Here is a 12,427-nt window from a genome sequence, read left to right as displayed (position 1 = left end):
TCCCCGGCCGGGGACACCGCCGGCCGGGCCGCGGGATCTCGGTGGTCACTTCTGGAGGAAGGCCAGCAGGTCCTTTTCGAAGGCGGACCTGTAGTCGCCCGTGATGCCGTGAGGGGCACCGGGGTAGATCTTGAGTGTGGCGTCCTCGAGTAGTTCGGCGGTCTTCGGGGCGGCGGCCTGGACCGGGACGATCTGGTCGTCCTCTCCGTGGGCGACCAGGACCGGGATGTCGATCTTCTTGAGGTCCTCGGTGAAGTCGGTCTCGGAGAACTGGGCGACGCAGTCCAGGGCGGGCTTGAGACCCGCCTGCATGCTCATCAGCCAGAAGGCGTCGCGGGTGCCCTGGGAGACGGTCGAGCCGGGGCGGTTGGCGCCGTAGAAGGCGGCGCTGAGGTCGCGGTAGAACTGGGACCGGTCCTTGCGCAGGCCCTCGCGGATCTGGTCGAACACCTCGATGGGCTGCCCCTCGGGGTTGGCGTCGGTCCGCAGCATCAGCGGCGGGACCGCGCCGGCCAGGACGGCCTTGGCCGCGCGGGACGTCCCGTGCCGGGCCAGGTACCGGACGACCTCGCCCCCGCCCGTCGAGTGCCCGACGTGGACGGCGTCCCGCAGATCGAGCTCCTCGACGAGCCGGGCCAGGTCGTCGGCGTAGGTGTCCATGTCGTTGCCGGTCCATGTCTGGGTGGAGCGGCCGTGCCCGCGGCGGTCGTGGGCGACGGCCCGGAAGCCGTGCTCAGCGACGAGGCACATCTGCTCGTCCCACGCGTCGGAGCTGAGCGGCCATCCGTGGCTGAACACCACGGGCTGCCCGCTCCCCCAGTCCTTGTAGTGAATTCGGGTACCATCAGCAACCGTTATGTAACTCATGGTGACGACTCTAGATCATGCTCGTCCCGGGCCTTGAGCAGGGTGTGGAAATGCTCCGCGGCCCAGGCGCGGGAGGCCTCGATGAGGTCGAGCAGGCTCCGTCCCAGCCCGGTGAGCTCGTACTCCACGCGCGGCGGATTCTCGTCGTGGACGGTGCGGGTGAGGAGCCCGTCGCGCTCCATCGAGCGGAGCGTCTCGGAGAGCACCTTCGGGGTGACGGCGGGGAGGGCGTTCCGCAGTTCGGTGAACCGGCGCGGGCCGTGTTCCAGGCACCGGATCAACATCCCCGTCCATTTGCCGCCGATCTGGATCGGAAAAGCGCTGGACGGACACATCGGGTCGAACATCTCGGGCGACAGCGGCTCCCTCATATCCGCAGGGTAGGCCCGATACCGTTGAAGTAACCGGCGTTCCCGCGGTTACCGTCCACTCCGGATCACGATCACAACGGAGAAAGGGCGGGCCATGAGCAGGATCATCGTCTTCGGGGCGGGTGGCAGGGCGGGACGCGCGGTGACCGGGGAGGCCCTCTCCCGCGGCCACGAGGTGACCGCCGCGGTGCGGAACCCCGATGCCCACCGAACGCTCGAGCGCCCCGGCGTCACCCTCGTACGCGGCGACGTCACGGCACCCGGGGAGGTCTCGTCGCTCGCGCCCGGGCATGACGCGGCCGTCCACGCCGTCTCCCCGTTCAGCGGCCCCGAGGCGGACTTCTCCACGCTCGACCCCGAGTTCTTCGTCAAGAGCGCCGACGCGCTGCTGGCGGGCCTGGAGGCGGCGGAAGCCCCCTCACTGCTGCTCGTCGGCCTGTTCGCCAATCTCGTCACTCCGGACGGCGTCCCGGTGATGGACGATCCCGGCCTGTTCCCCGAGCACATCCGCCCGTTCGCCCTCGCCCACACCGCCGGCCTCGAACGGCTGCGCGCCGCCGGCGCCGGGGTGCGCTGGCTCATGCTCACTCCCCCGGCCGCCCTGGACCCGGACGGCCCCCGCACCGGGCGCTACGCGTTCGGCGGCGAGACCCTGGTCGACGCACCCCTGTCCTACGCGGATCTGGCCGTGGCGATCGTGGACGAGATTGAGTCGCCCACGCGCCGGGGCCGGGTGTCCGTCTTCACCCCGGCCGCCGAAGCCGGGCGCACCACCTGAACCGGACGGGTCGCGCCCGCATCTCAACCGGAGAAGCCCTGACGGCGAGAGAACGGCGGGCGGCCATGAACGACCTCACCTTCCTCTTCTTCCTGATCCCCGGGGTGGTGCTCTCGATCAGTGCGCTCACCCTGGGGCTGGCGCTGCGCTCCCACCGCAGATTCCGGCGCGAGATGTTCGGCGAGGAGAACCTCTCGCTGTTCGCGCCCTTCTTCCCCACCTCGAGCCGCGGACCATGGCACCACCCGGGCGACCACGGCGGCAGCGGCCCGCACCACTTCAGCGGCTCCGCGGACCACGGCGACGGCTCCTCGTACTCCGGGCACGAGACGTCGCACCACGGACACGGGCCGAGCCACGACTACAGCAGCTCGTCCCACGACAGCGGCAGCAGTAGCAGCAGCGACTCCGGATCCAGCAGTTCGTTCAGCAGCGACTCGGGTTCCAGCAGCAGTTTCTGAAGCCCCGCCCGGTGCTCAGGCCTCGCCGTCCTGCTCGGCGAGGAACTGCTCGAACTGGGCGGCGAGCTCCTCGGCGGTCGGCATCGGGGTGTCCTCGGCCAGCAGGGACTCGCGGTCGGCCGCGCCGGTGAAGGCGTCGTACTGCTGCTCCAGGGCGCGGACGACCTTCTGGACCTCGTCGGAGCCGTCCACCTGGGCGGCGATCTCCTTGTCGGTCTCGGCGGCGGCCTCGCGCAGGGCGTCGCCGGGGATCGCCAGCCCGGTCGCGTTGATCAACGTCTCCAGGGCGGTGACGGCGGCCGTCGGGTAGGACGACTGCGCCAGGTAGTGCGGCACGTGGACGGCGAAGCCGATCGCGTCGTGGCCCGCCTCGCCCAGGCGCAGCTCCAGCAGCGCCGCGGCGCTGCCGGGCACCTGGACCTTGCCGAACGGCGACTTGGGCCAGCTCAGCAGCTCGGGCCGGGTGCCGTGCGCGGTCAGCCCGATCGGGCGGGTGTGCGGCACGCCCATCGGGATGCCGTGCACGTTCACGCTCAGCCGGACGCCGAGCCGTTCGATCAGCTGCTGGACGGCGGTGGTGAACCTGTCCCAGGCGCGGTCGGGCTCGGGCCCGTCCAGCAGCAGGAACGACTGGCCCACGGAGTCCTGGACGAGGTGCAGCAGCAGTTCGGGCTTCTCGTAGGACTCCCAGTGGTCCCCGTCGAAGCTCATCATCGGCCGGCGCGCCCGGTAGTCGATCAGTTCGTCCAGCTCGAAGGTCGCGACCACCCGGTGCTCGAGCGTCTCCAGGATGTGATCCCGTACCAGCCTGCCCGCGGATCCGGCGTCCATGAAGCCTTCCAGGCGATGCAGCAGTACCGGACGGTCGAGCTCGGGCAGCCCGTCCTCGAGCCGGTACAGATCCTCGGGGCGCAGCGGACCCACCTCCCAGTCGGCGTATGTTCATATGCCTTTCAGGGACCAACATAGTGCAGGCCGCGTTTCATCCCGGCTGGTGAACGCTCCTCATGTGGACGGCGTGTGAACGGCCCCGTGCGCCGGGGGCGCGCACGGGGCCGTGTCCGAGGACGGTCAGGACGCCACCCGGACCCGGTCGGCGTTGATCAGGTGGTAGAGCAGCAGGAGCTGGGTGATGGCCACCGGGTCACTGCGGTTGCCGTCGTTGAGCCGTCCGAGCCCGTCGGGGAAGGGCGTGTCCACGTCGAGCCGCTCCCAGACGGCCTTCTTGACGATCTCCGCCTCGTCCGGCGGGACGTTCCCGTGGACGTGCAGGGAGTCCACCGGGCGCCCGTCCGTGTCGCGCAGCAGCCGCAGGTGCAGGGCGTCCGCTCCCCGGACGATCTCGTCCAGCTCCGGGTGGTCGATGGTCGGCCGCAGCAGCAGTTCGGCCGACAGCGGCGAGCCGGCCGGCTCGTCCCGTCCGGCGAGCGATCCGAACCGCACGACGATGTCGGCGTGCCTGCGCTGGGGCCGGATGAACGCGGCGCTCTCCAGTTCGCGGCGCCGCAGCTCCTCCAGCACCTGTTCGGGGGCGTAGCCGCGCTTGGTGGTGTCGCGCTGGATCTTCCAGGCGTGCCGCTGCTCCTCGGGGGGGTCGAGGTAGACGGTGATGTCGAAGCAGGCGCGCGCCATCTTGCTGTAGAGCGGCAGCAGCCCCTCCACGATGACGAAGTCCCTCGGCTCGACCAGTTCCGGCCGCACGAGCCTGCCGGTTCCGTGGTCGTAGACGGGCTTGAGGATGGGCTCGCCCATGGCCAGCAGCTGCAGGTGCTGCTCCATCACCTCGATGTGGTTGCAGTCGGGGTGCAGCGCGGTGAACGGTTTGTTCTTGCGCTCCTCCCTGTCGTAGCGGTGGTAGTCGTCGACGCAGACGGCGGTCATGCGGTCCTCGCCGAGGCACTCGACCAGCCCCCTGGTCAGCGTCGTCTTTCCCGCCGCGCTGTCTCCCGCTATCGCCAGCATGACCGGACGCCGTCCGGTGCCGCGGGCACGCAGCATGTGCACGATCCGATGGGGCACGCTGTCTCCTCGTCTCCTCCTCGACTGCGTCTCTCACCGCGAAGGTAGGCCGATGGTGAGAAGTGTTCGTCCCCCGAGCGTGGGAAGCCGGGGGTGAAGGTCGCCCCCTCTTACTACTCGCCGGTAGCCAAGCTTGTTATGTTGCGGGGATGGCCGCCCCCGTAAGGGTCGTGCTCGTCGACGACCATGAAATGATCCTGGCCGGGCTGCAGGCGATGCTCTCCGGTTTCACCGGCAGAGTGCGCGTCGTCGGCCAGGCCGCCGAGCCTTCCGAGGCGACCCGGCTGGTCACGTCGCTGCGGCCGGACATCGTCCTGCTGGACGTCCGGCTCGGACCGCACAGCGGCCTCGACCTGTGCCGCGCCCTGTCGGCGTCGGCGCCCGACTCCAGGGTCGTCTTCCTGTCCGTCTACGACGACGAGCAGTACGTCTTCGAGGCGCTGCGGGCGGGAGCCGCGGGCTACCTGCTCAAACGGGTCGACGGGATCGAGTTGGTGCGCCGCCTGGAGGAGGTCTCCGTCGGCGAGACGGTCGTCGACCCCACCCTCGCCGGGCGGATGGCCGCCAGCGCCGCGCGCCTCAACCGGGGGGAGTTCTGGCCCGGCGCCAACCGGGGCCTGACCCAGCGGGAGAGCGAGGTGCTGTCCCTGCTGGTCGGAGGCCTCTCCAACCGGGCGATCGCGGCCCGCCTGCACCTGTCGGAGGAGACCGTGAAAAGCCACCTGCGCACGCTCTACCGCAAACTCGAGGTGACCGACCGCTCCGCCGCCATCGCCGTCGCGCTGCGCGAGGGGCTCTTCCGTTGAACGGGCGGGCCCGCGCCCTGAGCCTGCTCGCCGGGAGGGACGTGACCCTGCTGACCCGCGTCGTCGGCGTGGCCTGCGCCGACCGCGAGCTGAACGGCCTGGCCTCCGACCTGGCGGCGCTCACGCTGTCGGCCACCCGGTTCGCCTCGTGCGAGCTGTACGTCCTGGACGACGAGGGCCGGACCCTGGAGTGGACGGGCGGAGCCCCCCGTCCGCAGGACGTCCCCGCCCCCGTCCTGCTCGGCGAGGGCTTCGTCGGCTGGTGCGCCGCGCACGGGATATCCCGGACGTATGAGAACGGCCTGGTCTTCCCCGTCCGCGATGAGAAGTCCCGCACCCTCGCGGTCATCCAGGTGCGCGCCCCGGACGGCGAGCGCCGCACCGAGGACGACGTCGCCCTCGTCAAGGCGCTGGCCGCGCTGTTCTCCCCGGTCGTGTGCTCGGCGCGGCGGCTGCGGATGGCGCGGGAGCGCGAGCACTCCGCCGAGGAGTTCGCCGAACGCGCGGTGGAGGCGCAGGAGGCCGAACGGGGGAGGCTGGCCCGCGAGATCCACGACGGCATCGCCCAGCGGCTGGCCAGCCTGGGGTTCCACCTGTCGGCGGCGCTGCGCGGCCTGCCCGTCGACGATCCGTCCATCGACGAGGCCCGGCGCCAGATCCTCGTCGCCCGAAACCTGTGTGACCTGGCTTCGGCCGAGACCCGGGCCGCGATCGGCGGCCTGCGCCCGCCCGTCCTGGACGATCTGGGCCTGTCCGCCGCGCTGGCGGGCCTGGCCCGCGAGGCGGACGCCCGCAGGCCCTCCCTGGACGTCACCGTCACCGTGGCGGGCGAACTGGACGCGCCGCTGCCCGACCACCTGCAGACCGCCCTGTACCGCATCGCCCAGGAGGCCGTCGGCAACATCCTGCGCCACGCGGACGCGATGTCGGCCGACATCCTGCTGGAGTACGAGCGCGACAGGGTGCGGCTCAGCGTCAGCGACGACGGTTGCGGGTTCCACCCGCACCGGCCCGCCCCCGGCTCGTACGGGCTGCGCGGCATGGCCGAGCGCGCCGAGCTCCTGGGAGGCCGGATGACCCTGCAGTCCCGTCCGGGAGAGGGCACCATGGTCCGCGCCGTCCTGCCTCTGCGTTAGGCGCCGGGCGTCCAGCCCGAATCCACCAGATGCCGCACGAACAGCCTGGTCGTGGCGGCGGGCGCCGGCCCGGCCACCGCGTGCCAGGGCCGGGGCAGGGGGGTGCCGGGCGCGTCCACCACCCGCAGCCGTCCCGCGGCCAGGTCGTGCCGGACCGCGTCCCGGTGGACGAGCGCCGCGCCCAGCCCGGCCGCCGCTCCCGCGATCACCGCCCCGTTGGAGCCCAGGACGAGCGTGGGCGGGGCCGCCTCGTACTCGGCCAGGTAGGCCTCGGCCGCGACCCTGGTGCCCGAACCGGGCTCCCGCATGACCCACGGGGTGGTGCGCAGGTCGAACGGGACGCCGGGGGCGGCCACCAGGACCAGTTCGTTGGAGCGGGTGGCCAGGACCGTGGCCCGCGTGCCCGCGGGAGGCCGTCCGCCGAGCACCAGATCCGCCTCGTGGGCCGACAGCGCCGCCCAGATCCGGCGGCTGGGCCCCACCTCCAGGGCCAGTTCCACCCGGGGCCACGAGCGCCGGAAGTCGGCGAGCAGGCCGGGCAGCACCTGGTCGGCCGCGGTCGTGACGGCGGCCAGCCTCAGCCGTCCCGTGCCCGGTTCGTGTTCGCCGCGCGCAGCGGCGCGCGCCTCCTCGTGCAGGCCGAGCAGCTTCCTGGCGTAGTCGGCGTAGACCCGTCCGGCGGGGGTCAGCACGACGCCGCGACCCGCCCTCTCCACCAGCGGGACGCCCAGGTCGCGGGCGAGCGCGGTGACGGACGCCGAGACCGCCGACTCCGTCACGTAGAGCCGTTCGGCGGCGGCGCGGACCGAGCCGGTGTCGGCGAGCGCAACGAACGTCCGCAACCTGGATTCAGTCATCGCTTGATATTCACCCCGAAACACTTGATGGACGCCACAAGTGTCGAGCCCACATGCTTGCCTCGTCAACGAGAGGAGCTACCGATGGGCAGATGGTCCGCGGGCGTGATCCCCTACGCGGAGATGGGCTACTGGCGGCCCGACTACGTGCCGAAGGACAGCGACATCCTGGCGGCCTTCCGCATCAGCCCCCAGCCGGGGGTGCCGCCGGAGGAGGCGGGCGCGGCGGTCGCCGGAGAGTCGTCCACCGCGACGTGGACGGTCGTATGGACCGACCGGCTCACCTCGTACGAGAACTACCAGGCCAAGTGCTACAAGGTGGAGCCCGTCCCCGGCACCGACGACCAGTTCATCGCCTACATCGCCTACGACCTGGACCTGTTCGAGGAAGGCTCCATCGCCAACCTCACCTCGTCCATCATCGGCAATGTCTTCGGTTTCAAGGCCCTCAAGGCGCTCCGTCTGGAGGACATGCGCATCCCCACGCACTACGTGAAGACGTTCCAGGGGCCCGCGCACGGCATCGTCATGGAGCGCGAATACCTGGGGAAGTTCGGCCGTCCGCTGCTGGGCGCGACCGTCAAGCCCAAGCTCGGCCTCAGCGCCCGCAACTACGGACGCGTCGTCTACGAGGCGCTCCGGGGCGGCCTGGACTTCACCAAGGACGACGAGAACATCAACTCCCAGCCGTTCATGCGCTGGCGTGACCGCTTCCTGTACTGCATGGAGGGCGTCACCCGCGCGCAGGCGGCCAGTGGCGAGATCAAGGGCCACTACCTGAACATCACGGCCGGGACGATGGAGGACATGTACGAGCGGGCGGAGTTCGCCAAGCAGCTCGGCAGCGTCGTCATCATGATCGACCTCACGATCGGCTACACGGCCATCCAGTCGATGGCCAAGTGGGCGCGTGCCAACGGCGTACTGCTGCACCTGCATCGCGCGGGCCACTCCACGTACACGCGGCAGAAGAACCACGGCGTGAGCTTCCGCGTCATCTCCAAGTGGATGCGCCTCGCCGGAGTCGACCACATCCACGCCGGGACGGTCGTAGGCAAGCTCGAAGGCGACCCGTACAGCGTCGCCGGGTTCTACGACACCCTCCGCAAGGACAAGATCGAGGCCGACCCGCGCAAGGGCCTGTACTTCGACCAGGAGTGGGCGTCCATGCCGGGCGTCATGCCGGTCGCGTCCGGAGGCATCCACGCCGGGCAGATGCACCAGCTCCTGCACTACCTCGACGAGGACGTCATCCTCCAGTTCGGCGGCGGCACCATCGGCCACCCCATGGGCATCGCGGCCGGCGCGAGCGCCAACCGCGTCGCCCTGGAGGCGATGATCAAAGCCCGCAACGAGGGCCGCGACTTCCTCCAGGAGGGGCCCGACATCCTGCGGGCCGCCGCCAAGCACAGCCGCGAACTCGACGTGGCGCTGGCGACCTGGGGCGACATCACCTTCACGTACGCGTCGACCGACACCCCCGACGTCCTGGAAACCCCGGTGGTGAGCTGATGAGGATCACGCAAGGCGCCTTCTCCTACCTCCCCGACCTCACGGACGAGGAGATCACACTGCAGATCGCGTACGCGCTGGACAACGGCTGGCCGTGCTCGGTCGAATACACCGACGACCCGCACCCCCGCAACAGCTACTGGGAGATGTGGGGCCTGCCGATGTTCGACCTGAAGGACCCCGCCGGGGTGCTGATGGAGCTGAACGAGTGCCGCAGGACGTTCCCGAACCACTACGTGCGGCTCAACGCCTACGACGCGCGTTACGGACGCCAGACGACGGCCCTCCAGTTCATCGTCCAGCGGCCCGGAAACGAGCCTGGTTTCCGCCTCACCCGTGAGGAGACCGCCGACCGTCAGGTCCGCTACACCATGCACGCCTACGCCACCGACCGCCCCGAAGGCGAGCGGTACTAAGACGAGGAGTTCCGGCAGTGACACCCTTCGGTATGCGCCCTCCCGCCCCCGGGGAAGAAGAGTCGCCGCCGGAACTCCTCCCCCGCGACGCGGTGGTGGACCTGGCGCGGGAACGCGCGGAGTCGAAGATCGACGAGATCCTGGACGCCCTGGACTCCGAGCTCGTCGGCCTCGCCCCGGTCAAGACCCGCATCAGGGAGATCGCCGCGCTGCTGCTCGTCGACCGGGTCCGGGGCCGCTTCGGCCTGGAGGCGGCCCGGCCCAGCCTGCACATGTGCTTCACCGGCAGCCCCGGCACCGGGAAGACGACGGTCGCCGTCCGGCTCGCCGAGCTGCTGCACCGCCTCGGCTACCTGCGCAAGGGCCACCTGGTCAGCGTCACCCGCGACGACCTCGTCGGCCAGTACGTCGGGCACACCGCGCCCAAGACCAAGGAGGTCCTCAAACGGGCGATGGGCGGGGTCCTGTTCATCGACGAGGCCTACTACCTGTACCGGGCGGAGAACGAACGCGACTACGGGCAGGAGGCCATCGAGATCCTGCTGCAGGTGATGGAGAACCAGCGCGACGACGTGGTGGTCGTCCTGGCCGGCTACGCCGACCGGATGGACTCGTTCTTCTCCTCCAACCCCGGCATGAGCTCGAGGATCGCCCACCACGTCGACTTCCCCGACTACACGGCCGGGGAGCTGGAGGAGATCGGCCTGCTCATGCTGGCCCGCGAGGGCTACGGGCTCGCGGCCGAGACCGGGCCGGTGTTCCGCTCCTACATCGAGCTCAGACGCGACCAGCCGCGGTTCGCCAACGCCCGCTCCATCCGCAACGCCATCGAACGGGCCCGGCTGCGGCACGCCAGCAGGCTCATGGCCACCGCGCCGAAAGTCGACCTCGCCGCGCTGACCACGCTCCTGCCCGAGGACTTCCAGGCCTCCCGCGTCTTCGCGGGACAGTGACCGGTTCGGTGACTTTCCCTCGGTGACCGAGCGAATGCGGTTAGCCTCCGACCATGCGAGAGCTTCCGGTGGCGGCGCGGGCCTACGTGATCGCGGTGATCTCGTGCGCGGCGCTGCTCCTGGCGGCGACGCGCCGGGTCGACTGGTCCACCTACGCCGTGCTGGCCACGCTGTTCGTGGTCTGCGACGCGATGTCGGCGCGATTGTGGGTCAAGAGCGCCAGGGTCTCGATGAGCTACGCCGCGACGCTCGCCGCGGTGGTCCTGCTCGGCCCCGACGGCGCCGCGCTCATCGGGTTGTGCGCGCTGGCCAGCCCGCAACGCATCTCCCTGGTCAAGCGCGTCTTCAACGCCGCGCAGTTCGCGCTCTGCGGCTGGATCTCCGGGATCGTCTTCCACTCGATGGACGCCTCGTACCGCGAGTCGCGGTTCGAGGAGCTGATCCTGCCGTTCGCGCTGGCCCTCGTCGTCTTCGTGGCGGTCAACCTGCTGCTCATCGCGGGGGTGCTGCTGCTGGCTGAACGCACCGGCGTGCGGGAGCTGCTGCGGGACGCCGGGACTCTGTCCGCGGGCTGCCTGGGGTTCGGCTGGTTCGGCCTGCTCATCGCCGGCGGCTGGGACACCCTCAGCGTCGCGTCCCCCGTCCTGGTGCTGCTGCCCCTGTTCACGGCGACGTGGGCGATGGCCCAGACCTCCGAGAAGAAGGCGGCGCAGGAGGCCACGCTGGCGGTCCTGTGCCAGGCCGTGGAGACCAAGGACCTCTACACCCGCGGCCACAGCGAACGGGTCTCCCGCGGCTCGATGATGATCGCCGAGGAGCTCGGCATCACCGGCGCCCGTCTGGAGGCCGTCCGCTTCGCCGGGATGCTGCACGACGTCGGCAAGCTCGGCGTCTCCACCCGCGTCCTGCAGAAGGACGGCAGGCCCACCGAGCTGGAGTTCATCGAGATCCAGCTCCACCCGATGCGCGGCCTGGAGATCGTCGGCCACATCGACTTCCTGGACGAGGCGCTCGGCGGCATCATGTACCACCACGAGAAGCTCGACGGGCGCGGCTACCCGCTGGGCCTCGTCGGCGCCGAGATCCCCGAGTTCGCCCGCATCATCGGCGTCGCCGACACCTTCGACGCCATCACCTCCAACCGCTCCTACCGCCGCGCCCGCACCCTCGAGGAGGGCGTCGCCGAGCTCAAGCGCTGCTCGGGCACCGAGTTCGACCCCCGCATGGTCGAGGCGTTCCTGCGCGCCCTGGACACCAGGGGCTGGCAGCCCCCCGCCGCCCCTCCGGTCCTCCCCGTCCCCCTGTCCGCCCCCGTCCCCCGGGACCACGACGACCCCGTCCTCCGCGACCACGACGATCCCGAGGAGCCCGACGCCCCCTGATTTCTTCCACCATGGCGGATATTTCGCTTATCCCCTCCCGTGGCAGGATGGTCGAATGGGCATCGCACGGGAGTTGGAAGAGACCGGCCGTGAACTGCTCGCGGCGCAGCTGGAGCACCCGACGGTGCGCGGCATCGCGGAAGGCACCCTGGACGAGCGGGTCTTCCGATCGTGGCTGGAGCAGGACTACCTCTTCCTGCTCGACTACGTCCGCGTCTTCTCCCGGCTGGCCTGGCAGGCTCCCCCCGCCCACCTCGGCGACCTGGTCGGCCTGGCCCACTCGACGTTCCACGAGGAGCTGAGCCTGCACCGGAGCCTGGCGGCCGAGTTCGACGCCGACCTCGACGGCGCCGTCAAGGGCGCCCCCTGCACCGCCTACACGGCCTTCCTCCTGGAGTCGGCAACGCGGTACTCCGACGGCCTCGCCGCCCTCTACCCGTGCATGTGGGGCTACTCCGAGCTCGGCCGCGTCCTCGCCGAGAACCCCCCGGCCGACCCGCGCTACAAGCGCTGGGTGGACTCCTACGCCGACCCCGCCTTCGCCGCCCTCGCCCGCCGCTGCGCCGCCATGCTGGACGAGGCCGCCCCCGACCCCGCCCGCGCCCGCACCCTCTTCACCGAGGGCATGCGCCACGAACTGGCCTTCTGGTCAGTCCCCTGACCACTCGCCGCACGCACTCCGGCCATGGCTCCAGCGGCTCGCCGCTGGAGAGAGCATCCGTCCCGGGGCGCCGGACCGTCTGAGCACGATCTTCTCCCGACCCGGGGCGGACGGATCGGTTCCAGTATCGGCGGTCCGCTACCCGAGAGACACGAAGCGTCCTGCGCTCTGGGCCGTACCCCATCTCACCCGTTTCTCCCGTCCCGGG

Annotated in this window: 14 protein-coding genes; 9 read left to right on the top strand and 5 right to left on the bottom strand. The window is 70.8% G+C overall.

Annotated elements, in window-relative coordinates:
* Positions 1-45: 45 nt before the first annotated feature.
* Entirely contained in the window at positions 46-867 is an 822-nt protein-coding gene (locus ABD327_RS22075) for an alpha/beta fold hydrolase (RefSeq protein WP_344452492.1), read from the bottom strand.
* The gene (locus ABD327_RS22070; protein WP_344452491.1) at positions 864-1,238 is read right to left on the bottom strand and encodes a winged helix-turn-helix transcriptional regulator; all 375 of its coding nucleotides are present in this window, start codon (positions 1,236-1,238) and stop codon (positions 864-866) included. Before ABD327_RS22070 ends, ABD327_RS22075 begins: the two co-directional genes overlap by 4 nt.
* Positions 1,239-1,332: 94 nt before the next feature.
* Between ABD327_RS22070 and ABD327_RS22065 the strand changes: the two genes are divergently transcribed.
* On the top strand, positions 1,333-2,016 hold the full coding sequence (locus ABD327_RS22065) for an NAD(P)-dependent oxidoreductase (protein WP_344452490.1): 684 nt from the start codon (positions 1,333-1,335) through the stop codon (positions 2,014-2,016).
* 65 nt (positions 2,017-2,081) lie between these two features.
* Positions 2,082-2,477: a hypothetical protein gene (locus ABD327_RS22060; RefSeq protein WP_344452489.1), complete on the top strand. Its 396-nt coding sequence runs from the start codon at positions 2,082-2,084 to the stop codon at positions 2,475-2,477.
* Between the two features lie 15 nt (positions 2,478-2,492).
* Here ABD327_RS22060 and ABD327_RS22055 read toward each other — a convergent pair whose 3' ends face one another.
* Together ABD327_RS22055 and ABD327_RS22050 are read right to left on the bottom strand one after the other, a co-directional pair.
* Positions 2,493-3,401, bottom strand: a complete 909-nt coding sequence (locus ABD327_RS22055) for a proteasome assembly chaperone family protein (RefSeq protein WP_425547176.1) — start codon at positions 3,399-3,401, stop codon at positions 2,493-2,495.
* Between the two features lie 147 nt (positions 3,402-3,548).
* Entirely contained in the window at positions 3,549-4,496 is a 948-nt protein-coding gene (locus ABD327_RS22050; RefSeq protein WP_344452488.1) for a phosphoribulokinase, read from the bottom strand.
* A 149-nt stretch (positions 4,497-4,645) separates the two neighbouring features.
* Here ABD327_RS22050 and ABD327_RS22045 point away from each other — a divergent pair, with 149 nt between their 5' ends.
* Complete coding sequence (locus ABD327_RS22045; RefSeq protein ID WP_344452487.1) at positions 4,646-5,302, top strand: response regulator; 657 nt, start codon at positions 4,646-4,648, stop codon at positions 5,300-5,302.
* Positions 5,299-6,438, top strand: coding sequence for a GAF domain-containing sensor histidine kinase (locus ABD327_RS22040; protein WP_344452486.1), 1,140 nt, complete (start codon positions 5,299-5,301; stop codon positions 6,436-6,438). Before ABD327_RS22045 ends, ABD327_RS22040 begins: the two co-directional genes overlap by 4 nt.
* Here ABD327_RS22040 and ABD327_RS22035 read toward each other — a convergent pair.
* Positions 6,435-7,295, bottom strand: a complete 861-nt coding sequence (locus ABD327_RS22035) for a LysR family transcriptional regulator (RefSeq protein ID WP_344452485.1) — start codon at positions 7,293-7,295, stop codon at positions 6,435-6,437. The genes ABD327_RS22040 and ABD327_RS22035 overlap by 4 nt on opposite strands.
* An 84-nt stretch (positions 7,296-7,379) precedes the next feature.
* Between ABD327_RS22035 and ABD327_RS22030 the strand changes: the two genes are divergently transcribed.
* Genes ABD327_RS22030 through ABD327_RS22010 form a run of 5 tightly spaced genes read left to right on the top strand, consistent with a single transcriptional unit; the run spans position 7,380 to position 12,219 of the window.
* A complete protein-coding gene (locus ABD327_RS22030) occupies positions 7,380-8,807 on the top strand; it encodes a form I ribulose bisphosphate carboxylase large subunit (protein WP_344452484.1) in 1,428 nt (475 codons plus the stop codon).
* Positions 8,807-9,223 (top strand): ribulose bisphosphate carboxylase small subunit, encoded by a 417-nt coding sequence (locus ABD327_RS22025; protein ID WP_344452483.1) that lies wholly within the window; start codon positions 8,807-8,809, stop codon positions 9,221-9,223. The genes ABD327_RS22030 and ABD327_RS22025 overlap by 1 nt, the downstream gene beginning before the upstream one ends.
* 17 nt (positions 9,224-9,240) lie before the next feature.
* Positions 9,241-10,176 (top strand): CbbX protein, encoded by a 936-nt coding sequence (cbbX, locus tag ABD327_RS22020; protein WP_344452481.1) that lies wholly within the window; start codon positions 9,241-9,243, stop codon positions 10,174-10,176.
* Between the two features lie 53 nt (positions 10,177-10,229).
* Positions 10,230-11,558 carry an HD-GYP domain-containing protein gene (locus tag ABD327_RS22015; protein WP_344452480.1) on the top strand — a complete coding sequence of 443 codons (1,329 nt, stop codon included), beginning with the start codon at positions 10,230-10,232 and terminating at the stop codon, positions 11,556-11,558.
* Between the two features lie 55 nt (positions 11,559-11,613).
* Positions 11,614-12,219, top strand: coding sequence for a TenA family protein (locus ABD327_RS22010; RefSeq protein WP_344452479.1), 606 nt, complete (start codon positions 11,614-11,616; stop codon positions 12,217-12,219).
* The last annotated feature ends 208 nt before the right edge of the window (positions 12,220-12,427 follow it).

Source organism: Actinocorallia aurantiaca, assembly GCF_039533685.1.
Classification (GTDB): Bacteria; Actinomycetota; Actinomycetes; order Streptosporangiales; family Streptosporangiaceae; genus Actinocorallia; species Actinocorallia aurantiaca.
The sequence above is the reverse complement of the archived record's forward strand: the minus strand, read 5'-3'. Positions and strand labels throughout refer to the sequence as shown.